Here is a 24562-nt window from a genome sequence, read left to right on the forward strand (position 1 = left end):
GACCGCTGGCCGCCGCTCACGCCCGGGCGATGACCTCTCCGTTCGGAATCAGGAACCAGCCGTCGTCGGTGGAGCCCCACCGGTGCCAGCCCGCGGATATCCGGGCCAGGTCCGCCTCGCTGGCCAAGCCGTACTCGAGCGCCTGGTCGGCAAAGGATGAATGCAGCACTCGCTCACCCCATACCCGGGCCTGCCAGCGCCGCTCATGCCCGGTGGCGTAGAGCCAGTTGCTGCTGGACGGCGCCACGTCCGTGAACCCGGCGGCCTGGGCCCAGGACACGAGCCGGCGGCCGGCGTCGGGCTCGGCGCCGTTGCGGCGGGCGATCCGCTGGTAGAGCTCCATCCAGTCGTCGAGCTCGGGGATGGCCGGGTACCAGCTCATGCCGTGGAAATCGGCGTCGCGCACCGCCACGATCCCGCCGGCCTTGGCCGCCCGGCGCATCTCCCGCAGGGCCGCGACCGGGTCCGTGAGGTGCTGGAGGACCTGATGGGCGTGGACGACGTCGAAGGATTCGTCCGGGAAGTCGAGGTCGTAGATGTTGCCGGCGGCAAAGCTGACATTGTCCACGCCGCGCTCGACGCCGAGGGCCGCGGCCTGGGCGATGATGTCGGGGGAGCGGTCCAGGCCCGTGACCCTGCCCGGCGCCACCAGCTCTGCGAAGTCGCATGTGATGCTGCCCGGCCCGCAGCCGACGTCGAGGACGGACGTCCCGGGCGTGAGATGCGGGATCACGAACGCTGCCGAGTTTTCCGCCGTACGGGAGGCATGGGCACGGACCACCGACTCGTGGTGGCCGTGCGTGTACACATCGTCAGGCTGCTGCGCACTCATAATGGAACGCTACCCTCCCGCGCCCGGAAAAGGGCGGACCCCTCAACTGCGGGTCAGCAGGCTCGCGCCGGCAGGCAGTTTTTTGCGGCTGGCCGTCAGTTTTGCCGCTTCCGGCGCCGGGGATTCTGCGGATGAATGGAGGGGTGGAGATCAACAAGGGCAACAGCAACAGCAACAGCGCCGCCGGCAATGGACTGGGCCTTTTCCGGGCCACCGGAATCTATGTCGGGGCGATCCTCGGCTCGGGCGTCCTGGTGCTCCCCGCCATCGCAGCCAAGGAGGCCGGCCCGGCGTCGCTCCTGGCCTGGGCCGTCCTGCTGGTGTTCTGCATTCCGGTTGCCTTCAGCTTCGCCGAGATGAGCCGCCAGCAGCCCGACGCCGGGGGGATCGCCCACTTCGTCAAGCGTGCCTTCGGGCGCCGCGCCTCGGTGGTGGCCGGGTACCTCTTCTACTTTTCGATCCCCTTCGGCGCCCCGGCAACGGCAGTGATCGGCGGCAACTACATCGCCTACGCGGTCGGCGGCGGCCGGAACACCGCGGTCCTCGCGGCGGCAGTGATCCTGTTGGCCGCCTTCGCGAGCAACGCCGTCGGCATCAGGGTTTCCAGCCGCGTGCAGCTGGCGCTCATGGTGCTGCTGGTGGGACTGCTCGCGCTCGCCGTCGTGCTCGCGGCGCCCCACGCAAAGGCGGAGAATTTCCAGCCCTTCGCCCCGCACGGCTACTGGTCGGTCGGCGGCGCCGCGAGCCTGCTGTTCTTCTGCTTCGCCGGCTGGGAAGCCGTCTCCCACCTTGCCGGGGAGTTCCGGAATCCCGGGCGCGATCTCCGGCGGGCCACGTGGCTCACGCTGATTGTGGTGGGTGCGGTCTACATCGGCGTTGTGGCCGCCTCGGTGGCCGTCCTCGGCCCGGAGCTGCCTGCTACGGCGGTGCCCGTCGCGGCGTTGCTGGAGAAGGGATTGGGCTCACTGGCGGCCCCGCTCACCGCGGTTGCCGCCGCCGTGTTGACGTTCGGCCCCATCAACACCTTCGTGGCCGGAGCCAGCCGGCTCGGGGCCGCCCTGGCGTCCGACGGCGTGCTGCCGCCCGCCCTTGCCCGCGGCGCCGGGCGGGGACAGGTGCCCGCCGGAAGCCTGGCAACCCTGGCCGTCCTGACGCTGCTGTCCTTCGCCGCGGCCATCGCCGGACTCACCGACATGCAATTCCAGATCGGCGCCGCCTCGGCGTGTTTCACGGCCGTCACCGCGTTTGGGCTCGCTGCCGGCATCCGGCTGCTGCAGCCGCGCACGGCGGCCTGGTACGGCGTGATCCTGGCGGCCGGGGTCATGGTGGCGGTGCTGCTTTTCAGCGGCTGGGCGCTGGGGGTCCCGCTGGCACTGGCAGCGGCCGCCGTCGGCGTCGGCAGGCGCTTTGGCCGGACCCCGGAACCGGAGACGACGCCTTCCGTACTGACGCAACGCGCCGCCGCCCACCCGTGACGCAACGGGCTGCCGTTTATTCGTGACGCAACGGGCCGCGAATCAGCCGGGGCGCTGCCCCGGCTCCTGCTCTGGCCCGGGCCCGCGGGCCGCTTCCTCACCGGCCCGGACGGTGGCATCGATCATGGAGTTCATGAACCGGGTGACGATCTCCAATTCCTCCGGCGTGAAGTTCGCCATGGCTGCACCCATGTGGCGGGCCAGCGGGAGGAACATTGCGCCGCCGTCCCGGTAGGCCTTGGGGGTCATGCGCAGCTGTACCTGGCGGCGGTCCGCGCCCTCGCGCTCACGGACCACGTGGCCGGAACTGTAGAGCCGGTCGATCAGGGCCGTAGTGGCCGGAGAGCTGAGGTTCAGCTCTTTCCTCAGCACCCCTGGAGTGACAATCTGGTCCCGCGCCGCGTGCCGCATGATGACGGCGAGGGCGTTGAGGTCCGTGCGGTGCATGTCGTTGCGGCCGCCGGCGGAGTCCACATAGCGGTTGGCTTCGAGGGTGAATTCCTGCAGGATCCGGACCAGGGGCGGCGGGCCGGCGGCTTCGGGCGGGACTGTGTTCTTGGGCGGGACCGCGTCTTCAGATGGGCCCGCGTTATCGGATAGGCCCGGGGATTCGGCTGACACGGCAGACCTCCTTCGTCCCTTGATCCTGCCCCGGCGGTCTGACCGCGGCAGGTCGGCGCTGTCGACGGCGCCTTCGGGAGTCTACTGCAGGGTCTGCGGAGCGGCCCGACGCCGGTTGTCCTTCCCATTCTCCTCCGGTAGCTTGCGCCGCCGTCTTATCTCTATGATGGAGATAGTCTACTATGGAGTTTATCTCAGGTCCTACTCCGAAGCGCACCCTGGAAGGAAACATGAAAACCACTTCGCCCGCTACGACGCGCGCCCCCCTCTGGCTGCGCTGGCTGGTTCCCGCAGTGCTCGTCCTGGCCTGGCTGGCGATCGCCGGCATCGGCGGCCCGACATTCGGCCGCCTGAGCGAGGTGTCATCCAACGACCAGGCATCATTCCTTCCCGCCGGTGCCGAGGCCACCGAAGCCGCGGATTGGCAGGCCAAGTTCAGGGACTCCAAGGAGATCCCCGCCGTGATCGTGGTGGAAAGCGACTCCGCCTTCACCCCGGCCCAGCTCCGCGAGGCCGCGGCCCTCAAGGGCACGCTGGAGGCCCTGCAAGCCGGAAGTACGGTGATCGGACCCATCCCGTCCGAGGACGCCAAGGCGGTCCAGTTCGTCGTGCCCATCGATTCCTCGGCGGAAGTGAAGACGGTGGTCAAGGAACTGCGCAACGAGGTCCAGGCGTCCGCGCCGGCAGGAATGCGGACTTTCGTGACCGGGCCGGCCGGACTCACAGCGGACCTGGTGAGTGCCTTCGCCGGCATCGACGGCATCCTGCTGCTCGTGGCCCTCGGCGCTGTGTTCCTTATCCTGCTGATCGTCTACCGGTCGCTGCTGCTGCCCGTCATGGTGCTCTTCACTTCGGTCTTCGCGCTGTGCGCCGCGATCCTGCTGGTGTTCGGCATGGCCAAGGCCGGCTGGATCCAGCTGAACGGCCAAAGCCAGGGCATCCTGTCCATCCTGGTGATCGGCGCTGCCACCGACTACGCCCTGCTGTACGTGGCACGGTTCCGCGAGGCCCTGACCCACACCACCGACCGGACGGCCGCCGCGCTCACCGCGTGGAAGGCCGCCTGGGAGCCGATCCTGGCCTCCGGTGCCACCGTGATCATCGCACTGCTCTGCCTGCTCTTCTCCGACCTCAACTCCAACAAGGCCCTCGGCCCGGTGGCGGCGGCGGGCATCCTTTGCGCGCTGTTCGCGGCACTGACCCTGCTGCCGGCCCTGATGGCGCTGCTGGGCCGGGCGGCGTTCTGGCCGTTCCGGCCCAAGCTGCTGCCGGAAACCCAGCGGGAACCGGAACTGGTCACCGGGCTGGAGGGCCAGAAGGGGCTGTGGCGGGCCACCGGATCGCTCGTTGCCCGCCGGCCGCGCACGGTCTGGGTCGCCTCCGTCCTGTTGCTCCTTGTGGCCGGTGCCGGTCTCCTGCAGCTCAAGGCCAACGGCGTGGCCCAGACTGACGTCATCCTCACCGCCTCCAACGCCGTGGACGGCCAAGAAGCCCTGGGCCGGCACTTCGACGCCGGGTCCGGCAGCCCCGCGGTGATCGTGGCCGACGAGGCAAAGGCCCAGAACGTGCTGGCGAAGGTCAAGGCCAGCGACGGCGTCGGGGACGCCTATCTGCTGGCCGACGGCGGTGCCCCGGTCATCACCGGCGCGCCGGGCGCGCCGGCTGCCCCGGCCGTCAGGGACGGGAAAGTCCTGATCAACGCGACACTGGACCACGCCGCCGACTCCACCGACGCCGAAAACGCCGTGCTATCGCTCCGCCAGGAACTGAAGAAGATCGACGCCGGGGTTTTGGTCGGCGGAGTGACAGCCACGGCCCTGGATACGAACACCACGGCCCAGCGTGACCTCGTCACCATCATCCCGGTGGTCCTGGGTGTCATCCTGGTCATCCTCATGCTGCTGCTGCGCTCGGTGCTCGCCCCGGTCCTGCTGGTCGCCTCCGTGGTCCTGTCATACGCCGCAGCGATGGGCGTCTCCGCCTTCGTGTTGAACAATGTCTTCGGCTTCCCCGGAGCGGACGCAACAGTGCCACTGTTCGGCTTCGTGTTCCTCGTGGCACTGGGCGTCGACTACAACATCTTCCTGATGAGCCGGGTCCGGGAGGAATCCCTCAAGCACGGCACCCGGGCCGGCATCCTGCGCGGCCTCGGCGTGACGGGCGGGGTCATCACCTCTGCCGGGGTGGTCCTGGCGGCCACCTTTGCGGCCCTCGGCGTCATCCCGATCATGTTCCTGGTCCAGCTCGCCTTCATTGTCGCGTTCGGCGTCTTGCTGGACACGGTGCTGGTCCGCTCCCTGCTGGTGCCCGCGCTGGCCTACGACATCGGCCCGCGGCTTTGGTGGCCCGGCAAGCTCGGCCGGCCCGGGAGCGGAGCCGCGGCCCGCGACGGCGACCGGTCCTCTCTGTCTGCCGAAAATCCGGCAGAAAATGAGGAGGCAGGGGTCCGCTAGGCGGGACCGAGCACCGCGGCCGCCGTCACTGTCCCCCAGTCACCGTCCACCGTCGCCCCACCAGGCGACGGTGGCGGCGGCTGCCTCATGCAGCGGGGTTGGCGTCAGCCCCAGGGCGGCCTGGCTCGCCGTGGAATCCATGACGAAGGGGTGCTCGAACTGGTACATGGTCTCGGCCAGCTCCCGCATATCCGGGGAAAAGAAGCCCATTGCCTTCACTGCCCACCCGGGTACGCCGGTGACCCGCGGTGCCCGGGCGCCGGCCGCCTTGGCGAATGCCCCCGCGATCTCGCGCTGGGTAAGCGCAGGTCCGGTGGGCGCATGCCACACCCGGTTCCACACCTCAGCCCTGCCTGCCGCGGCAATCATGGCGGCCGCGAGGTCCGGGACGTACGTGAAGGAATGCGGCTGGTCCGTCCGCCCGATCACCTGCATTGGCTTGCCGGCCGCGACGGGCCGGACCATGCGCTCGCCGGCGTGCGAGTTGCGGACCCGCGGGCCGAAGAAGTCGCCGGCCACCATGCTCACGGTAGCGGTGGGGGACGCCGCGCGGGCAGCGAGCAGCGCGGTCCGGACGCCGCGCTTGCCGCCCTGCGCCTGCCGGGGGCTGTCTTCGGTCATGATGTTTTCCGGGGTGCTGTAGGAGTACAGGCTTTCCGGAAAGACGACGACGGCGCCCGCCGCGCCCGCCGCAGCGAGCACGTTCAGCTCGGCGGCCGGCAGTTCCCTGGCCCACACTTCGGCGTTGTACCGCGAGCCGTGGATGCAGTGAAAAACGGCCGCGGCGCCCCGGAAGGCCTCGCCGAGCCGGGCGGGCTCGGAAACGTCGATGGACAGTTTTTCCACCAGCGGATGGGCGGGTCCGCTGCCGGACCTCGTCAGGAGGCGCACCCGGTGGCCCGCTGCAGCCAACTGTTCCGCGACGGTCCAGCCCACCGGGCCGGCCCCTGTGACGACATAGAGCCTGGACGATTGGTGCCCGGAGGCTGCAGGTTGGGACATTCCGATCTCCTTTGAACTATCGAGAGCAGTGCTCTCCCATTCAGGATGCGACGCCGGGTCCACCAAGTCAAGAGCGGTGCTCACATTTGTTGACAGTGCTCTTGGATGTGGAATGCTGGACTCATGCCAGAGGACAGGACTGCGGGCGCGATAGGCGCCGGCGTTGCAGCCAGCCAGGCCGGAGCGGCCGCCGCGGCTGTGCGGCCGCGCACCCCACGCGAGCGTGCCCGGGCCCAGACCGTCGCCGATATCGTCCGGCTGGGCCGCGAGCATCTGGCGCTGCACGGGGCCGCCGCGCTGTCCCTCCGTGCCGTGGCCCGTGATCTCGGCGTCGTCTCGTCGGCGGTGTACCGCTACGTGGAGAGCCGCGAGGAGCTGCTGACCCTTCTGCTGATTGATGCGTACAACGACCTCGGCGACGCGGTGGATGCCGCCGTCGGGGCCGTGCCGGAGGCTGACTTCGGCGGGCGCTTCGCGGCGCTGGGGGGCGCGGTGCGGGGCTGGGCGCTGCGCGAGCCGTCCCGCTACGCCCTGCTCTTTGGCAGTCCGGTGCCTGGTTACCGGGCCCCGGCGGAGCGGACCACCGGCCCGGGAACCAGGGTGATTACGGCCCTCATCGGCATCCTCGACGGCGCCTTCCGGGCCGGGCGGCTGGCCGAGGCCGGCCGGCAGGGCCCTGCCGTGGCCGCCGGACTGGCCGGGGACCTGGCGAAGATCCGCGCCGAGTTTGGCCTGGCGGTGCCGGATGACCTCCTGGCCCGCGGCGCGCTTGCCTGGACCGCACTCTTCGGCGCCGTCAGCTTCGAAGTTTTCGGCCAGTACGGCGCCGGCACATTCACTGCCCCGGAGGAGCTCTTCGGCCACCACCTCGCGGTGCTGGCGGACGTCGCGGGGCTGCCGGCGGCCGGCGCTGCCCCGTAAACGAGCTTCCCCTGTTGCCCCGCCGTGGTGCTCGATAGACTGCCCCTGCGCCCGCACGGGCGCGCCAGATGCGTCCAGGAAGGATCCATCCATGTCTGAAGAGAACAGGCCTGAAGAGAACAGGCCTGCTGAGAACACGCCTGAAGAGAACGTCCCCGGAAAAGCAGCGCCCCAGAACGTCGATGCCGGTCCCGCGGAACGTGAAGCAGAGGCCGCGGCGCCCGAGGGGCAGTATGTCGAGGGCGACTACGGCTCCGCCGGCGCGGCAGGCCAAGTCCCGCCCACGGCCGTCGAGGGGGAGTACGCGGCGGGGGACTACGGCGAGGCCGGCGTGGCCGGAGCAGCCGTCGTCGGCGACGTGGAAGGCGACTATCCCGAGGGTGACTACGGCGAGGGCGGGGTCTCCGCTGAGCCCGCCGGTGTCGCCGGTGAGTCGGCCGACGTCGCCGAGGAAGGTGAATACCCCGAAGGGGACTACGGGAGCGCCGGTACGTCCCGTCCCGAGCGATCCGCCCGGCCGGCAGCGGGAGAGCCTGCCGACGGCGACGCCGCCCGGGACGACAACTAACGCCAAGGAAAACGGCGGGACCAGCCGGCGCGGGCGCCGGCTGGTCCCCTGCCCGGGTCTGCGCGCCGGCGCTCACGGTGAAGGTTCGCGCAGGGCGAAACGCTGCCCGGGAGGCGCTAGAAGGGCTGGAATCCGGGGGATTTAGGCGGCGATGAGTTGCCGCGGCCCGGGCGGGAAAACAAAGTTGAGTCAATGTCGCTCAACTTTGAATTGACTTATGTCCGCCTCTGGGTAAAGTTGAGTGTAGATCGCTCAATAACGGTCGGACCGGCTGCGGTTTAGAGCCACTGCGGGTCCGCGGCCATCTCCGCAAGATTCCAAGGAAGTAAGGAAGCAATCCATGTCACGTGCAGTAGGTATCGACCTCGGAACCACTAACTCCGTCGTCTCCGTTCTCGAAGGTGGCGAGCCCACCGTCATTGCCAACGCCGAGGGTGGCCGCACCACGCCGTCGGTTGTTGCCTTCTCCAAGTCCGGCGAGGTCCTGGTCGGCGAGATCGCCAAGCGCCAGGCGGTCAACAACATTGACCGCACCATCGCGTCCGTCAAGCGCCACATGGGCACTGACTGGACCGTCGCCATTGACGACAAGAAGTACACGGCGCAGGAAATTTCCGCCCGTATCCTCATGAAGCTCAAGAACGACGCCGAGTCCTACCTCGGTGAAAAGGTCACCGACGCCGTCGTCACCGTGCCGGCCTACTTCAACGACGCCCAGCGCCAGGCCACCAAGGAGGCCGGCGAAATCGCCGGCCTGAACGTCCTGCGCATCGTCAACGAGCCCACCGCGGCCGCCCTGGCCTACGGCCTGGACAAGGGCAAGGAAGACGAACTCATCCTGGTCTTCGACCTCGGTGGCGGAACCTTCGACGTCTCCCTCCTCGAGGTCGGCAAGGATGAGGACAACTTCTCCACCATCCAGGTCCGCGCCACCGCCGGTGACAACCACCTCGGCGGCGACGACTGGGACCAGCGCGTCGTGGAATACCTGCTGAACCAGCTCAAGGTCAAGGGCATCGACCTCACGAAGGACAAGATTGCCCTGCAGCGTCTCCGCGAAGCCGCGGAGCAGGCCAAGAAGGAACTCTCCTCCTCCTCCAGCACCAACGTCTCCCTCCAGTACCTGTCCGTCACCCCCGACGGCCCGGTCCACCTGGACGAGCAGCTGACCCGCGCCAAGTTCCAGGACCTCACCAAGGACCTGCTGGACCGCACCAAGAAGCCCTTCCAGGACGTCATCAAGGAAGCCGGCATCAAGCTCTCCGAGATCGACCACATCGTGCTCGTCGGCGGCTCCACCCGCATGCCGGCCGTCTACGACCTCGTGAAGGAACTGGCCGGCGGCAAGGAGCCCAACAAGGGCGTCAACCCCGATGAGGTCGTCGCCGTCGGCGCAGCCCTGCAGGCCGGTGTCCTCAAGGGCGAGCGCAAGGACGTGCTGCTGATCGACGTCACCCCGTTGTCCCTTGGCATCGAAACCAAGGGCGGCATCATGACGCACCTGATCGAGCGCAACACCGCCATCCCCACCAAGCGGAGCGAGACCTTCACCACCGCGGATGACAACCAGCCGTCCGTGGCCATCCAGGTCTTCCAGGGCGAGCGTGAGTTCACCCGCGACAACAAGCCGCTGGGCACGTTCGAGCTGACCGGCATCGCGCCGGCCCCCCGCGGCGTTCCGCAGGTCGAGGTGACCTTCGACATCGACGCCAACGGCATCGTGCACGTTTCGGCGAAGGACAAGGGCACCGGCAAGGAACAGTCCATGACCATCACCGGCGGCACCGCGCTGTCCAAGGAAGACATCGACCGCATGGTCCGCGACGCCGAAGAGCACGCAGCCGAGGACAAGGCCCGCCGCGAGGCAACCGACACCCGCAACACGGCCGAGCAGCTCGCCTACTCCGTGGACAAGCTGATCGCTGACAACGCCGACAAGCTGCCCGAAGAGGTCAAGACCGAGGTCAAGGCCGACGTCGACGCCCTCAAGAAGGCCCTCGAAGGCACCGATGACGCCGCCGTGAAGACCGCGTTCGAGAAGCTGCAGGCTTCCCAGACCAAGCTCGGCGAAGCCATCTACGCCCAGGCCGGTTCCCCCGACGGCCACGCCGGTGCTCAGGGTGCCCCCGCAGGCGAGCCGGCAGCCGGCTCCGACGAGGACATCGTCGACGCCGAAATCGTTGACGAAGACGAGAAGAAGTAATCATGCCGCACCACGGTAACGAAGAAGAACACGGTTCTTCCGGGAACCCGAGCCGCGGGAACGAGCAAGAGAACGACCCGCAGAAGCCGGTGATCCACGACAACCGCAAGGTTGATCCGAAGACCGGCCAGGCCCGCCACCCTGACCAGGAGCGCGCTGCCGCCGCGGCGGACTCCGGCTCCGGGGATGCCCTGTCCCAGGCGGAGGACATCCTCAACAGTGTTGAGGTGCCCGCCGCGGAATCTGTAGCCCAGGGCGCTCCCACTGCCGAGGCGGAGGAGCTCAGGAATGACCTCCGCCGCCTGCAGGCCGAGTACGTCAACTACCGCAAGCGGGTCGAGCGCGACCGGGCCGTGGCGGGCGAGATGGCCGTCATCGGCGTCCTGAACGCCCTGCTGCCGGTACTGGACGACGTCGACGCCGCCCGCCAGCACGGTGACCTCGCGGACGGCCCGTTCGCCGCGATCGCCGCCAAGCTGGAGGCTGCGCTGAAGACGTACGGACTGGTCCGCATCGACGAGACCGGCGTGGAGTTCGATCCGACCATCCACGAGGCCCTCATCCAGCAGCCGGGCACGGACATCGAAATCGACACCGTCAGCCAGGTGCTCCGCTCGGGCTACAAGTCCGGCGACCGAGTCCTCCGCGCGGCCCAGGTGATCGTGGCGGTACCGGCGTAGGTTGCCTCTGGCGCTCCGCCGGATAGGGGGCGGTGCCCGCTTCGCGGTGCCCTCCACACCGCCGCCCCCTATCCGGCCTCCGCGCCAGCGTGTTGCTCGCCTAAAGTGAGTTGAGAAACAGCGCGAAGCAGATGATGGGCCCCGGGAGTGGCATCGGGCCTGTCGGAGCGTGGTGGCTTGGTCCGTTAGGACCAAGCCACCACGCGAAGGGGCGGGGGCCCATCATCTGCGAAGCGCACTCTGCACGACTTTTGAAAGGAAACGCCATTGGCTAGCCAGGACTGGGTGGACAAGGACTTCTATAAGATCCTTGGTGTCGCCAAGGACGCTTCCGACGCCGACATCAAGAAGGCCTACCGCAAACTTGCCCGGCAGCACCACCCGGACACCAACGCGGGGAATGTCGCCTCGGAGAAGAAGTTCAAGGACATCTCTGAGGCCTATTCCGTGCTCTCGGACCCCGATGAGCGCCAGCAGTACGACGCCATCCGGGCCATGGGCGGCGGCGCACGCTTTGCCCCCGGCGGAAGCGGCGGAGCTGCCGGCGGAGCAGGCTTCGAGGACCTCTTCGGCGGACTCTTTACCGGCGGCGGGGGTCGCCATTCCGGCGGCTACAGCACGGCCGGCGGCATTCCGCCCGAGTTCGCTGATCTTTTCGGCGGCGGCGGATTCGGTGGCGGCGGCCAGTCCTTCCAGCGGGCTCCGCAGAAGGGGGCCGACCGGACCGCGTCCACCTCGATCTCATTCGCCGGGTCAATCCGCGGCACCACGATCGGCCTGCGCGAACCGGACGGCGAGGTCATCGACGTCCGTATCCCGGCCGGCATCAAGGACGGACAGAAGGTGCGCGTCCGCGGCAAGGGCCAACACGCTCCCGCCGGCAACGGCGACCTCATGGTCACCGTATCCGTGAAGCCGCACGAGTTCTACATCCGCGACGGCGACAACCTCCGGATCCACGTTCCGGTCTCCTTCCCCGAGGCGGCACTGGGCGCGGACATCGAGGTTCCGACGATCGACGGTGACAACGTCAAGGTCAGGGTCCCCGCGGGGACGCCCTCGGGCAGGACGCTGCGCGTCAAGGGCCGCGGCGTCAAACACGCCAAGGCCACCGGCGATCTGCTGGTGACAATCGACGTCGCTGTTCCGCGGAAGCTGAACAAGGACGCGGAGGAGGCCGTGAAGGCCTTCGCCGCGGCCACCGCCAATGAGGACGTCCGCGCGGGCCTGGCAGCCAAGGCCCGGCTCTAGGAACGGGATCCAGCCATGGCCATCGACTTCGACCAGCCGATCTTCGTCATCTCCGTTGCCGCGGAACTGGCGGACATGCACCCCCAGACACTGCGCCAGTACGACCGGCTGGGCATCGTCTCGCCCAGCCGTGCCCCGGGCAAGTCGAGGCGTTACTCGCAGCGGGATGTGAACATGCTCCGCGAGGTTCAGCGGCTCTCCCAGGAGGGGGTCTCGCTGGAGGGCATCAAGCGGATCCTGCAGCTGGAGAACCAGGTGGCCGCCCTGCAGCGCCGGGTCAGCGAACTGACCGAGGAACTGGGCCGGCGTCGCCAGGGGGCCGATTCGCGGATCTTCGCCGCAGGAACGGCCGGCGACGTCGTCAGCCTGGCCCGCGGCAAGCGTCCGCAGGCGCGGTCGCAGGCGCTGGTGGTGTGGCGGCCGCGGGGCATGGACTAAAACTCATCGGCTAGTACGTACAGAGTGCCCGGGACCTGGGGGTCCCGGGCACTCTGGGCGTTAGAAGCGTGAAGGGCTGTTGCTGGGGCTTGTAAAGGTTGCCGTGGAGAGGGAGTTGCCGGCGCTGTCCTTGATCCCGGAATCGGGTGTGAATGATGGCGTGGCAGGTCCTTGGTTCGGGTTGTTCGGGCTCCCGCCCGTCACTAGGCCTCCGAGCGTGACTGTCAGTGTCTGCGTGCTTGCGCTCCAGCTCAGCGTCGAGGCGTTCGCGCCGATGCCTCCGTAGCTGAGTGTTCCTGAGCCGTAGTAGAGGCCCCCCAGCGCCACAGTGCCGATTCTCGACGTCGGGCAGGCCGAGCCTGCCACCACGACGCTGAGGATGTTGGTGGAACTGATGTTGACCGTTACCTGATTGTCCCCGTTCAGCATCCCATTGGCAGCAGCAGCCCAGTTGCTACAAATTGTTGAGGCATCCAAGGGGTTCAACACGGGGTCAGAGAAAGTGATGGTGACCCTGTCCTTGGGATCGAGTTTGCCACTATTGCTTTTGCCTTGGATATTGGCGTCAGCCAGCGCTACCGCTGTCACCGTGGGTGCGATGACGTCCTTGGTTGAGGTCGTCGTGCCCGCCGCTGTGCCCTTGTTGCCCGCGGTGTCGGTGGCGATGGCGCTGTAGGTGATCGTTCCGGCGTTGAAGGACGAGAGGTCGACTGCGGCGTTCCAGGCACCGGTTCCGTTCGCGGGCACAGTCGCGGTAACGGTGTGCGCCGGGGTGCCGACGTCCGTTACCGTCAGGGCAATGGATGCCCCAGCCTCGGTGGTGCCGCTGACCGGCACCGCAGACGCGTTGCCCGTGTTGACGAATGGAGGGACGCTGATCCCAGGGGCGCCCGGCGGGGTGGTGTCTACGGCGGCTCCGGCGCTCCGGGCGCTCTCGGTTCCGGTCCACTGTGCGAGCACCGGGGTGACCGTGTAGTACCAAGTGCCGGTCGGGACGCCCTGGTCCGTGCAGCCCAGCCCGGCGATAGGTTGGGCCGCGCAGGTTCCCCCGGCGGGGACCTTCGTGCCTCCCGAGGCCGAGGAATAACGAGCCACCGTGTAACCGGTGACGGGACGGCCGGCCAGGGTGGTGCTCGCATTCCACGCCAGCGTGACATTGCCCGCGGACACCGACGTCGACGGCGTTGCGCCGGCGGCCACGGCGTCTGCGGCGGCCGCCGCGGTGCCCCCATTGGAGGAAGCAGTCCAGAAGGCGTTGGCTCCCGGACCGGCCCACGAGAGGAGGGCGGCGCCGGCAACGATGACGGCAACGCGGCTCCGGATGCGGGTGCCAGCCTGGCGGTTGTTGCGCTGACTCATCGTCGTGCCTCCACAGTGACGGGAACCCTGAAGGTCGCGCCCTGGCAGGCGGACTGGGACTGGATAGACATGCCTGCCGCGCCGGGCAGGGTCACCAGCAGGGAAGAGTTCGCCGGAATGGTGACGGCTGGTGCCAGCGGGGCAGCGGGGGCCGTGAAGGAAACCCCGGTGGTGGTGCATCCGGCATGGGCGGCATCGGCCGTGACCGGCCCGGCGGAGACCACCGCGTGGATCCTGACCGCGAATGCGTTGGGGTTGCTGGTCCGGAGGATCACGTCCGCCGTGCCGCCCGGGACCAGGCTGGTCCGGTTCGAGTCGCCCGTTACAAACGCATCGACAGTGACAGCATTCATCGTTGCGGCGGCTGCGGCGCCGGAACCTGCGCCGGCGGTGGCCCAATAGGCGTAGGCCGTGCCCCCGCCGGCCAGCAGGCAGAGCGCGGCGGCAGCGGCGGAGGCGGTTCCGGCGACTCTGGTGCCGCGCAGCATGGATCGTGTGGAGTGCATGTCAGTTTCCCTGCCCTGATCCCGAGTAGGCCAACTGGAGGACTGCGCCCTTGCAGCCGTCCTGCAGGCGAGGAGTGTCGAGCATGGCGATCCGGGGCCATTGGGCGGACGGGACACCGAGTTGTGAGAGCGAGCTGCTGCCGGACGGAACCGTCAACGGATAGCGCCCGCTGTACTGCACCACGGAATAGTCCTGCGCCGTGCAGGGCAGGTTGGCCGCGATCGCCTTCGCCGTGCGGACCACACCCGTGATCGAGACCGTCAGGTTGCCGACGTCGATGCCCTTGTCCGGGTTGGTGAATCCCAAGTCCATGGACCGGCTCGTACCAGGCGCCAGCAAGCCGGACACATCGCCCGAGAGTCCGAACACGCGCAGGGGCGCCTTGACCCGCAACTGGGTCTTTACGGCGGCCGACTGGACCGCCCCGCTCTGGCCCGTCAGGGTCAGCTCGTAGTCTCCGGCGGCGGTGCTGGATGCCGTGGATACGTTCATGCTGAGCTGGGCGGTGCTCCCGGCCGTCAGCTTGACGGACGACGGCGAGAAGTTTGGCGCTGCCCCCGAGGGGAGGCCGGTGACAGCCAGCACGACCGTGCCGGCAAACCCGCCGCTGGAGCTGACGGTGGCGGAATAACTCGTGGCCAGTCCCTGGTCCACATTCCTGCTGGACGGTGTGATCTGCACCAGGATTCCTGGCTTTTGCGGGGCCGACTGCTGCCCCGCCGCGTAGAGCGTGCCCGCGGGCAGGAAGATGGCCAGCAGGCCAATGATGAGGACGCGGCCGGCGAGGCCCGCATTCTCCCTGGCGAGCCGGACGAACCGCAGTGGATGCTGCATTCCCTATCCTCCTTGGACCCGGCAGCCTTGCCCGGGTGGTGGGTGTCGACGGTTGCTGATGCGTTGTTGCGCGGTGGCCCGAAGGCCGCCCCGGGGGCCGTGCGTCCGGCCCCCGGGGGCGCCAGCTACTCGCTGCCGACGGTGACCGTGACGACGGCCGACTTGCAGGCATCCTGGTTGGCGGTGCTGTTGAGGAACTCCAATGTTCCCGACCCCACCTCGGTGGCCGTGCTGTTCGGTGCCACGGGCGTGTTCGTTGTTACGGCGCTGACCGTGAACCAGGCCGGCAGGCATGCGGGCACGCTCGTGGTCACGTTTGCGGTGAGGGCGCCGACGACCGTGCCGGTGTTGGTGCTGTTGTCGGCCGTGTACGTCACGGGCACCGAGTTGCCCGGGGCCAGGCCGGCCGCGAAGCTGGCATGCAGGGTCACCGTGCCGCCACCGACGGAGTTGGCAGCCGTACCGGTGCCGCTGCCTGTGGTGGTCCAGTAGGCGTAGGCAGTGCCTCCACCGACGGCCACGAGGGCGACCGAGGCTGCAACGGCGATGACCTTGCTCTTCTTGGTGAGCTTGCGCATTTGTGAGACTCCTTGTGTGGGTGGCACCCGGACAGGAGTCATCAGGCCGGAGCCGCATTCCCCCAATCCTGCGGTTGCCGCGCTGAATCGATGGCCCAATCGTTGCGGCGAACTGCGGACGGGACAACGCGTAGTTGTACTCGTCTTTTGGCTCCCGAACTACGTGCCTCCGAGGAAAGTACTCGTGTTCCGGCGCGGAGAGCCTCTGGAATCCGGCCGGAAAACACCCGCCCGGAAGCACTTGGGAGTAGTTATTGGTGCGAAACTACCTGCCTGCGGCTGGTGCCGGGCTGTTGGGCCCCGCCAGGCGCAATGGGGCAAGTAGTCTGCTTTTTGCGCGAACAGCCGGCCGGCAGGCTGTCGGGCGAATCCACCCGGGCAAGTAGCCACAGGAGCGAACTGAGTACACCGGAACGCAAACAGGTAACCGGCCATCCGATAGTCGGGTACCTGATTTGCGTGACTTCATGCCCGGGTCGCGCGTTGAATTGGAATGTCAGAGAAGGCTGGCGTGACACGCTCACAGCTCCTACGGGAAGCCCGGGCGCGGAGCCAGCGCAGGGAGCAGCGTAGACGCCGGGGGGCATCGCATGCATGATTCAGCCGAGCTTGATCCGTCCACTGCCGATTCTTCGCGGTCGGCTCCGTTGACGGGCGCGCCGTGAGCCCGGGGCTCCAGGCGGCCGTCCTGTTTGCCGGCTCCCTGCCGGGGCACATCCTGATGTCCCTGGGACAGGCCCTCGTGGTCGTCTGCCTGTGCTTCGACTTCGTCCGCGCAGTCTCCGTGCCGCGGTCCCGCAGCCGGTACGTCGCCAACACCTGGTTCCGGACACTTGCGCTGCCTTCCATCCTGGTCATGGCGTTCAGCGTGCTCCTCGATGCCGCCTCCGGCTCTTGGCCCGAGGTCGCCGCCGGGATGTTCATCTTGGTGGCTGTGATCTTCCGGTGGCACCATGGCAGCGACGAAGACAGCTGGTGGAAGGGCAAAGGCAAGGCCCTGGGCCGATGGCTCCGGAACCGGGCAGCCTCCGGGTCCCTGGTTGTTCCGGCCACGGCCTGAAAAAGCCCTTGCTGTCCGGGCGTCCCAGGGTGTCCAATCCTTAACACAAGGCCCTGCGGGGCACGAGTGGATGCGACGCCGGGAGGTTCTCATGCCGTCGAAAGGCGCCAAGACGCCGTCAAGGGGACCGGTCCGGGGTACATCTGACCTCCGGCGGGCGGACGCCAACGGCGTCGCGCCGCCGGAGCAGCCGGACAAGGTCCGCAATGTGGCGCTCGTAGGGCATTCCGGTTCCGGAAAAACGATGCTCACCGAGGCGCTGCTTGCCGCAACCGGAGCCATCACCCGCAAGGGCTCCATCGCCGAAGGCACCACGGTGAGCGACTCGGATCCTTCCGCCATCGCGCAGCAGCGCTCTGTGGCGCTGGCGGTCGTGCCGGTGATGGTGGGGGACATCAAGGTGAACCTGCTGGACACTCCGGGCTATACGGATTTCATCGGCGAGCTGCGGGCAGGGCTCCGTGCGGCGGATGCGGTGCTGTTTGTCGTCTCGGCCACCGACGACGTCGATGCAGCGACCACTGCGCTCTGGAGCGAGTGCCAGCGGCTCGGGATGCCCCGGGCTGTGGTCATCAGCCGTCTGGACCATCCGCGCGCGGATTTTGACTCCGCCGTCGCCCGCTGCCGCCTGGCATTTGGCGACGCCATTGTTCCGCTGTATTTGCCGGTCCCCGCGGACGGTGCCGTCACCGGGCTGCTGGGACTGTTGACCGGGACGGTCTCCGACTACGGTACGGGGGAACCGGTGCCGGCCACCCGGGCCGCGACCGGCGTCGAGCTTGCCGCGGCGGAGTCCGCACGCGGCGCGCTGATCGAGGGGATCATTGCCGAGAGCGAAGACGAGTCACTCATGGACCGCTACCTCGGAGGCGAGGAAATCGCCCCCGATGTCCTGATCGCCGATCTTGAGACGGCTGTGGCCCGCGGGTCGTTCCACCCGGTGCTGCCGGCGTCGGCGGAGTCCGGGCTCGGCCTGGCGGAACTGCTCGAGGTCCTGGTGCGCGCGTTTCCGACGCCGGCGGAGCGCGGCGTCCCCGCAGCGACGGACCTCGACGGGGTGCCAGCCGGCGAGCTCGGCTGCGACCCCGACGGCCCGCTGCTCGGTGAAGTGGTCCGTACGACGATCGACCCGTTCCTTGGCCGCGTCTGCCTGGTGCGCGTCTTCTCCGGCGCGGTGCGGGAGGACGCCGCGATCCATGTGGGCGGCCGCGGAATGGCGGACCGCGGCCACGAGGACCACGACAGCGACGAGCGGGTCACCCACCTGTACTCGCCGCTGGGATCAGGACTTCGGCCGGTGCCGTTCTGCGTTGCGGGGGATATCTGCGCGCTGACCAAGCTGGGCAACGCCGAGACCGGCGACACGATTTCGGCCAAGGAGCTGCCGCTGCTGGTAGCCGCCTGGGACATGCCGGACCCGCTCATGCCGGTTGCCATCGAGGCCGCCACGCACGGCGACGAGGACGCCCTGGCCAGGAACCTGGGGAAGGTCACGGCCGGGGACCCGACGCTGCGGGTGGAACGCAACTCCGAAACCCACCAGCTCATCCTTTGGTGCATGGGCGAGGCGCACGCCGACGTCGTCCTGGGCAGGCTGCGGGACCAGGGCGTGAACCTGCAGAGCGTCCCGGTGATCACGCCGCTGCGGGAGACGTTTGCCGCGCCGGCCGCCGGGCACGGGCGCTATGTCAAACAATCCGGCGGCCACGGCCAGTACGCGGTGTGCGACATCGAGGTGGAACCGCTCGACCGCGGCGCCGGGTTCGAGTTTGTCGACAAGACCGTGGGCGGGGTGATTCCCGGGCCGTTTATCACCTCGGTGGAAAAGGGCGTGCGGGCGCAGATGCAGAAGGGCGTCTCGGCCGGGTTCCCGGTCGTGGATATCAAGGTGACGCTGATCGGCGGCAAGACGCACAGCGTGGATTCCTCCGATGCGGCCTTCCAGGCTGCCGGCGCGCTGGCCCTCCGGGAGGCGGCCGGGGCAACCCGCATCCAGTTCCTGGAACCGGTCTCGTCCGTGACCATCTCCGTTTCGGAGGACCACGTGGGTGCTGTGATGAGCGACTTGTCCTCCCGGCGGGCACGCCTGACCGGGACCAACTCCGCCGGCGCCGACGGCACCGAGATCAGCGCCGAGGTTCCGGACCAGGAACTGTTGCGGTACGCGGTGGAGTTGCGGGCCCTGACCGCCGGCAGCGGCCGGTTCCGGCGCAGCTACCTGCGGCACGAACCCGTGCCGCAGGCGCTGCACTGATGGTCCCTGCTGGGATCAGCGTCAGCCGTTGATGACCTGCGGGACGCCGAGGGCCTTGAGGCCTTCGACGCCGAATTCGAGTCCGTAGCCGGACTGCTTCGCGCCGCCGAACGGGATGCGGGGGTCTACGGCCCCGTGCTTGTTGATCCAGACGGTGCCGGCCTCGAGCCGGGCCGCCACCTTGCGGGCTTCGGCGGGGTCGGAGGACCAGACCGAGGCGCCGAGTCCGACGTCGAGGGCGTTGGCCATGGCGACTGCCTCGTCCACGGTGCCGTACCGGATGATCGGCAGGGCGGGGCCGAACTGTTCCTCGGCGACCAGCGGGTTGCTGTTGGCGATGTCCGCGACGAGCGTGGTGGGGTAGAAGTTCCCGGGCTGGTCGTTCTCCGGGTTGCCGCCGAGGAGGATCCTGGCCCCGGATTCGCGGGCGGCGTCGACCAGTGCCGCGACAATGTCGAACTGCTGTCGGTTCTGCAGCGGGCCGAGCACGTTGGCCTCGTCCAGGCCGTTGCCCATGGGCATGGCGGCGGCGACATTGGTGAGTTCCTCGCAGACGGCATCGTAGATGGCGTCGTGGACGTAGAGCCGTTTGAGTGCCGCGCAGGTCTGGCCGGTGTTGATGAAGGCGCCCCAGAACAGGCCCTCGGCGATCGCCTTCGGGTCGGCGTCGGGCAGGACGATGCCGGCGTCGTTGCCGCCGAGTTCCAGCGTGAGGCGTTTAACGGTGTCGGCGGAGGATTTGATGATGGCCTTGCCGGTGGCGGTGGAGCCGGTGAACATGATCTTGCCGATCGCGGGGTGTCCGGCCAGGGCCTCGCCGACGTCGCGGCCGCCGGCTACCGCCGTGAGGAGGCCCTCGGGGAGTTCCTCGTTGAGGATTTCGACGAGGGCCAGGACGGACAGCGGGGTGTATTCGGAGGGCTTGATGACGACGGCGTTGCCCATGCGCAGGGCGGGGGCGAGCTGCCAGACGGTGATCATCATGGGCCAGTTCCAGGGGCCGATCGCGCCGACGACGCCGATGGGCCGGTAGTGCAGTTCGGCGCGGGTTTCGCCGTCATCCACCACGGTTTCGGGGGCCAGCGGAGTGCCGGCGGCGACGCGGAGCCAGGCGGCGCAGGCGCCGACCTCAAAGCGGGCGTTCGGGCCGTTCAGCGGCTTGCCCTGCTCGCGGGAGAGCAGGCGGGCGAGTTCCTCGGCGGAGCGTTCGACGGCGTCGGCGGCCTTGAGCAGCGCGGCGGACCGGGCGTCGTGGCCCAGCGCGGCCCACGCCGGCTGCGCGGCGGCTGCGGCGGCGATGGCGGCTTCGAGGTCCTGGACCGTGTGGACCGGTGCTTCGCCCACCGGCTGGCCGGTGGCCGGGTCAAAGATCGTGCGGGTTTCACCGGACACCGGCGTGATCGCGGCGAGAAGGGCGTCGTAGGTTTCCATAGGGGTACTCCACATCGAGTAGGTCAGAGATCGCGGCCGGTGCGGCCTGAGAGTGCTGCTTCAAGCGTGCTCCGGCGAGGGTCCAAGGGGCTTGTCTATCCGCGAAGAGCTGTTGTGCGGGAGCGAACGGAACGCCGGAAGCATTCCCAAGGCTGCGGACCGGGGGACGTCCTCCCCGCCATGCAGGCGGCGCACGAGCTGACTACGCTCAGGAACAACAACCGGTCGCTAATCGACAAAAGCGTGACGAGCGCCACCTGCCATGCTGGATTTCACGGTGCAACGCACCCCCATTTCCCAGACTCATGACCGTTAAGAAGGATCCGATGAGTATTTCAAATTCCGATTCCCGGACCGCAGAATCCAGCCCCCGCACGGAGCACTCCACCGCGCTGCGTGCCGGCAGCGTCGGCGTCATGGGCATTCTCTTCTTTGTTTTGTCAGCCCAGGCGCCGTTGACCGGAATCGTCGGGGCATCACCGCTGGCGGCGGCCCTCGGCAACGGTCCCGGTGCGCCCGGCGCGTATCTGGTGGTGGGCATCGTGATCGTGATCTTTGCCGTCGGGTTCGTCGCGATGAGCCGCAAGATCCAGGCCAACGGCGCCTTCTACGCCTATGTCACCGCCGCCTTCGGGCGGAGGGTCGGCGCGGGAGCGGCGTGGCTCGCGCTCCTCGCGTACAGCACGGTCCAGGCCGCGATGTATGGGCTGTACGGCGCGGCGTTCTCGGGGCTCCTCGGGTCCGCCGGGATCGTGGTCCCCTGGTGGCTTCTGGCCGTCATCACCATGGCGGGCGTGCAGGTGCTGGGCTCCCTCAATATCGAACTCGGGGCCCGGGTCCTGGCGGTGCTCGTGGGCCTGGAGGTCGCCATCCTGCTCATGTTCGGGTTCGCCGTGCTGTTGCGGGGCGGCGGACCGGAGGGGATCAGCCTGGCGGCGTCCTTCTCTCCCGCGGCGATCGGCGCGGGCGCCCCGGGCGTTGCCATCATGTTCGCCGTCGCCTCCATGTTTGGCTTCGAATCAACGGCCATCTACTCGGCCGAGGCCAAGGACGCCCACCGCACGGTCGCCCGGGCCACGTACCTTTCGGTAGGCGTCATCGCGGTCTTCTTCTCCTTCATATCTTGGATGCTGGTCAGCTACTACGGACCCTCGCACGTCATCGACGCGGCGGGCGCGGCCCTCGAATCGGGCGATTCCACCTCCTTCGTGCTGACCCCGATGGTGGAACTGTTCGGGCCGTGGGCCGGAACAGTCACCGGCATGCTGCTCGTGACCTCCCTGCTGGCCGGCATCATCGCCTTCCACAACGGCATCAACCGCTACCTCCATTCGCTGGCCCTGCGCGGGTCGATGCCCCGCATAGTGGCCCGGACCAACCGGCACAAGGCACCCGCCGTCGCCGCGCGGATCCAGACCGTGGTCGCCTTCCTGCTCGTGGCGCCGTTCGCGGTGCTGTCCCTGGATCCTGTCCTGACCCTCTTTTCCTGGTTCAGCGGGCTGGCCGTGGCGGCGCTCCTGGTGCTCTACATGCTCTGCTCGCTGGCCGTCGTCGCGTACTTCCGGCGGGAAAAGGTGCCCGGCCAGCTCTGGCAGACCGCGGTGGCACCGGTGCTCGCCACCCTGCTGCTCGGCTGGGTCCTGTCCCTCGTCATCAGCAACTTCACCGCACTGATAGGCGGCAGTGCCGAAACGGCCGTGGGCCTGCTGCTGACCGTACCCATTGTGTTTGCCGCCGGTGTGCTGGTGGAAATTGCCGTGGAACGCAGGGCCGCGCGCGCAGGGGCCACGGCCTGACGGTCGGGCGACGGGGGCCTGCCTGAGGGCGCTGCCCTGCTCCGGATGTCTTATTTCGACACGTTTATCTTCATCGCGGCAGTTCCGTCCGTAACATTGGAGCCAATAGAGGCTTCGGCTTGCCAAATTCGCTGTAAAGGACTAGACGCATTGTCACTCGAATCATTGCCCGTCCTGGACTTCTCTCGATTGACTGCAGGGCCGGAGGAGGCCTCCCAGTTTCGGGACGAACTGCGTAACGCCATGCATGAAGTCGGGTTCCTTTATCTGGCAGGCCACGGCATCCCGCAGGAGCTCATAGACGCCATGCTCGACGTCTCACGCCGCTTCTTCGAATTGCCCGACGAGCAGAAACTCGCCGTCGAGAACGTTCACAGCCCGCAGTTCCGCGGCTACACCCGCGTCGGCGGCGAACTCACGGACGGCGCGGTCGACTGGCGCGAGCAGATCGACATTGGCGTCGAGCGTGACGCTGTGGAGCCGGGCGCCGGCGTCGCTGACTACTGGCGCCTGGAGGGGACCAACCTGTGGCCGGATGCACTGCCCGAAATGCGGGCGATTGTCTCTGAGTGGACCGAGCGGCTGAGCGCCATTTCCCTCGCTCTCCTGCGGGCGCTTGCCGTGTCCCTCGGAGCGCCAGAGGACACCTTCGACGCGGCGTTTGCCGCACGGGCTTTCCCACTGCTCAAGATTGTGCGTTATCCAGGGGAGTCCAATCCGGAGCCGAAGCAGGGTGTCGGGTCCCACCGCGACGGCGGCGTCCTGACGCTCCTCCTGGTCGAACCCGGAAAGGGCGGACTCCAGGTCGAGTACCAGGGGAGGTGGATCGACGCACCCCAGGTTCCCGGAACATTCGTGGTCAACATCGGCGAGATGCTCGAGCTGGCCACGAACGGCTACCTCAAGGCGACTCTGCACCGCGTGATCTCGCCCCTTCGCGGCACTGACAGGATCTCGCTTCCCTTCTTCTACAACCCGGCGCTGGACGCGACGATGCCCCAGCTCGCGGTGAGCCAGGAGTTTCAGTCCAAGGCCCGCGGACTGTCGGTTGACCCGACCAACAGCCCGATCCTGGAGACCTACGGGGACAACGCCCTTCGCTACCGGCTCCGGGCCCACCCGAACGTCGCCGCAGCCCACCACGCGGATCTCATCACGAACTGACGTCCCCGCGGGAGCCGCAATCTGAAGCCCGGAGTCCCGCCGGCGAAACTAGCCAGCGCAGCAGCCCGGCAACCTGCCGGGCTGCTGCGAGCAACCATCGAAGGTGCTGGCAACAGCAGGGCCTTCCAGCCGCGGATCAAAGTCATCTTCAAGCGCCGCGCCGCCAGTCGCTGGGGGATTCGCCGAAGGCATCACGGAAGGTACGGCTGAAATGGGCCGCATCCAGGAAGCCCCAGCGCGCGGCCACGGTTCCCACCGGCATTCCGGCCAGGAGCGGATCCCGCAGTTCGCGGCGCGCCCCCTCCAGCCGCTGGGTCCGGATCCAGCTCGCCACGGTGGTTCCGGATTCATGGAAGACGTTGTGCAGGTGCCGTGTGGAAATGAAATGGGCCGCCGCGATGGACGCCGGTGAGAGCAGCGGATCGGCCAGATGGGCGTCGATATACTCGCGGACGGAGGCCGCCAGCAGGGCCTGCGGCCTCATGCGGTCGGGGGACATGTCCAGTTCCGAATGCAGCATCGTGGAGACGAGATCGAGGGCATTTGTGGCGAGGCGGGACCCACTGGGGCCGCTCAGCGCATCCAGGTTCTCCGCAAGGTGGGCGATGAACGGCCCGACAATCGCGGCGAGGCCGCCGTCGGAGGCCATCCGCACGGCCGAAAGCTGCGCGATGCAGTCCGGCGGCAGGGACAGCGCGTCCCATGGAAACATCATCACCATGAGCCGGGCGTCGCCCTCGAAGGCAAGCGTGTACGGGCGGCTGGTGTCATAGATGGAGAGATCACCCGGATGCAGGACTGCCTCGCGGTTGTCCTGGATGAGGAGCCCGGTGCCCTGAAGCTGGAGATTGAGCTTGAAATAACGCTGGTTGGACTGTGCAATCAGCGCCGGCGTGCGGTGGACCTCATGGCTCGTTGAGGAGACCTCGACGAGTGCCACACGGTCCAGCCTGCGGGCCCGCATGCGGCCGCGGAAGTTGTCCGCATCGGCGCTCGAGGCGGCCAGGGGAACGAAGGACTCCGCGACGAGGTGCCGCCAGTGGTCGAAGGATTCTGCCGTGCTGGTGAGGACATCCTGTCCGGCGGGACTGGGCGATGGGCGGGCTGCAACTGCGGTCATAGAAGATCCTGACGC

Annotated in this window: 21 protein-coding genes; 12 read left to right on the top strand and 9 right to left on the bottom strand. The window is 68.2% G+C overall.

The genetic code is table 11. The features are described 5' to 3' along the window. Positions 1-16: 16 nt before the first annotated feature. A complete protein-coding gene (locus tag C566_RS0109365; protein ID WP_018774075.1) occupies positions 17-832 on the bottom strand; it encodes a methyltransferase domain-containing protein in 816 nt (271 codons plus the stop codon). Between the two features lie 143 nt (positions 833-975). Here C566_RS0109365 and C566_RS0109370 point away from each other — a divergent pair, with 143 nt between their 5' ends. Further along, entirely contained in the window at positions 976-2307 is a 1332-nt protein-coding gene (locus C566_RS0109370) for an APC family permease (protein ID WP_018774076.1), read from the top strand. 42 nt (positions 2308-2349) lie between these two features. Here C566_RS0109370 and C566_RS0109375 read toward each other — a convergent pair whose 3' ends face one another. Next, entirely contained in the window at positions 2350-2928 is a 579-nt protein-coding gene (locus C566_RS0109375) for a MarR family transcriptional regulator (protein WP_018774077.1), read from the bottom strand. Positions 2929-3158: 230 nt separating this feature from the next. On the opposite strand from C566_RS0109375, the gene C566_RS21245 reads away from it, so the two are divergent. Then, entirely contained in the window at positions 3159-5381 is a 2223-nt protein-coding gene (locus C566_RS21245; RefSeq protein WP_018774078.1) for an MMPL family transporter, read from the top strand. Between the two features lie 39 nt (positions 5382-5420). On the opposite strand, the gene C566_RS0109385 is transcribed toward C566_RS21245, so the two are convergent. Beyond that, positions 5421-6383 (bottom strand): NAD-dependent epimerase/dehydratase family protein, encoded by a 963-nt coding sequence (locus C566_RS0109385; RefSeq protein ID WP_018774079.1) that lies wholly within the window; start codon positions 6381-6383, stop codon positions 5421-5423. 123 nt (positions 6384-6506) lie between these two features. On the opposite strand from C566_RS0109385, the gene C566_RS0109390 reads away from it, so the two are divergent. From C566_RS0109390 to C566_RS0109415, 6 genes are all read left to right on the top strand, one after another. Further along, on the top strand, positions 6507-7304 hold the full coding sequence (locus C566_RS0109390) for a TetR/AcrR family transcriptional regulator (RefSeq protein WP_018774080.1): 798 nt from the start codon (positions 6507-6509) through the stop codon (positions 7302-7304). 91 nt (positions 7305-7395) lie between these two features. Next, a complete protein-coding gene (locus C566_RS22105) occupies positions 7396-7872 on the top strand; it encodes a hypothetical protein (protein ID WP_018774081.1) in 477 nt (158 codons plus the stop codon). Positions 7873-8212: 340 nt separating this feature from the next. After that, positions 8213-10075, top strand: a complete 1863-nt coding sequence (dnaK, locus tag C566_RS0109400; protein WP_018774082.1) for a molecular chaperone DnaK — start codon at positions 8213-8215, stop codon at positions 10073-10075. Between the two features lie 2 nt (positions 10076-10077). Further along, the gene (locus C566_RS0109405; protein ID WP_018774083.1) at positions 10078-10755 is read left to right on the top strand and encodes a nucleotide exchange factor GrpE; all 678 of its coding nucleotides are present in this window, start codon (positions 10078-10080) and stop codon (positions 10753-10755) included. A gap of 267 nt (positions 10756-11022) precedes the next feature. After that, complete coding sequence (locus C566_RS0109410; RefSeq protein ID WP_018774084.1) at positions 11023-12006, top strand: DnaJ C-terminal domain-containing protein; 984 nt, start codon at positions 11023-11025, stop codon at positions 12004-12006. Between the two features lie 15 nt (positions 12007-12021). Next, positions 12022-12444 carry a heat shock protein transcriptional repressor HspR gene (locus tag C566_RS0109415; RefSeq protein ID WP_018774085.1) on the top strand — a complete coding sequence of 141 codons (423 nt, stop codon included), beginning with the start codon at positions 12022-12024 and terminating at the stop codon, positions 12442-12444. A 60-nt stretch (positions 12445-12504) separates the two neighbouring features. On the opposite strand, the gene C566_RS0109420 is transcribed toward C566_RS0109415, so the two are convergent. The 4 genes from C566_RS0109420 to C566_RS0109435 form a co-directional block, all read right to left on the bottom strand. Continuing rightward, positions 12505-13803 (bottom strand): hypothetical protein, encoded by a 1299-nt coding sequence (locus C566_RS0109420; protein ID WP_018774086.1) that lies wholly within the window; start codon positions 13801-13803, stop codon positions 12505-12507. Next, on the bottom strand, positions 13800-14309 hold the full coding sequence (locus C566_RS0109425; RefSeq protein ID WP_155846835.1) for a hypothetical protein: 510 nt from the start codon (positions 14307-14309) through the stop codon (positions 13800-13802). The genes C566_RS0109420 and C566_RS0109425 overlap by 4 nt, the downstream gene beginning before the upstream one ends. Position 14310: 1 nt before the next feature. Beyond that, on the bottom strand, positions 14311-15144 hold the full coding sequence (locus tag C566_RS0109430; RefSeq protein ID WP_018774088.1) for a COG1470 family protein: 834 nt from the start codon (positions 15142-15144) through the stop codon (positions 14311-14313). Positions 15145-15269: 125 nt separating this feature from the next. Beyond that, the gene (locus tag C566_RS0109435) at positions 15270-15722 is read right to left on the bottom strand and encodes a hypothetical protein (protein ID WP_018774089.1); all 453 of its coding nucleotides are present in this window, start codon (positions 15720-15722) and stop codon (positions 15270-15272) included. Positions 15723-16383: 661 nt separating this feature from the next. Here C566_RS0109435 and C566_RS0109440 point away from each other — a divergent pair. Beyond that, a complete protein-coding gene (locus C566_RS0109440) occupies positions 16384-16782 on the top strand; it encodes a hypothetical protein (RefSeq protein WP_018774090.1) in 399 nt (132 codons plus the stop codon). 91 nt (positions 16783-16873) lie between these two features. Continuing rightward, positions 16874-19036 carry an elongation factor G-like protein EF-G2 gene (locus tag C566_RS0109445; RefSeq protein ID WP_018774091.1) on the top strand — a complete coding sequence of 721 codons (2163 nt, stop codon included), beginning with the start codon at positions 16874-16876 and terminating at the stop codon, positions 19034-19036. A 21-nt stretch (positions 19037-19057) separates the two neighbouring features. On the opposite strand, the gene C566_RS0109450 is transcribed toward C566_RS0109445, so the two are convergent. After that, positions 19058-20467, bottom strand: a complete 1410-nt coding sequence (locus tag C566_RS0109450; protein WP_018774092.1) for an aldehyde dehydrogenase family protein — start codon at positions 20465-20467, stop codon at positions 19058-19060. 326 nt (positions 20468-20793) lie between these two features. Here C566_RS0109450 and C566_RS0109455 point away from each other — a divergent pair, with 326 nt between their 5' ends. Beyond that, positions 20794-22263 carry an APC family permease gene (locus C566_RS0109455; protein WP_018774093.1) on the top strand — a complete coding sequence of 490 codons (1470 nt, stop codon included), beginning with the start codon at positions 20794-20796 and terminating at the stop codon, positions 22261-22263. Between the two features lie 150 nt (positions 22264-22413). Continuing rightward, the gene (locus C566_RS0109460) at positions 22414-23427 is read left to right on the top strand and encodes an isopenicillin N synthase family dioxygenase (protein ID WP_026266545.1); all 1014 of its coding nucleotides are present in this window, start codon (positions 22414-22416) and stop codon (positions 23425-23427) included. A 148-nt stretch (positions 23428-23575) separates the two neighbouring features. Here C566_RS0109460 and C566_RS0109465 read toward each other — a convergent pair whose 3' ends face one another. Next, positions 23576-24547: a helix-turn-helix domain-containing protein gene (locus tag C566_RS0109465; RefSeq protein ID WP_018774095.1), complete on the bottom strand. Its 972-nt coding sequence runs from the start codon at positions 24545-24547 to the stop codon at positions 23576-23578. Positions 24548-24562: the final 15 nt, after the last annotated feature.

The organism is Arthrobacter sp. 131MFCol6.1 (genome assembly GCF_000374925.1).
GTDB lineage: Bacteria > Actinomycetota > Actinomycetes > Actinomycetales > Micrococcaceae > Arthrobacter.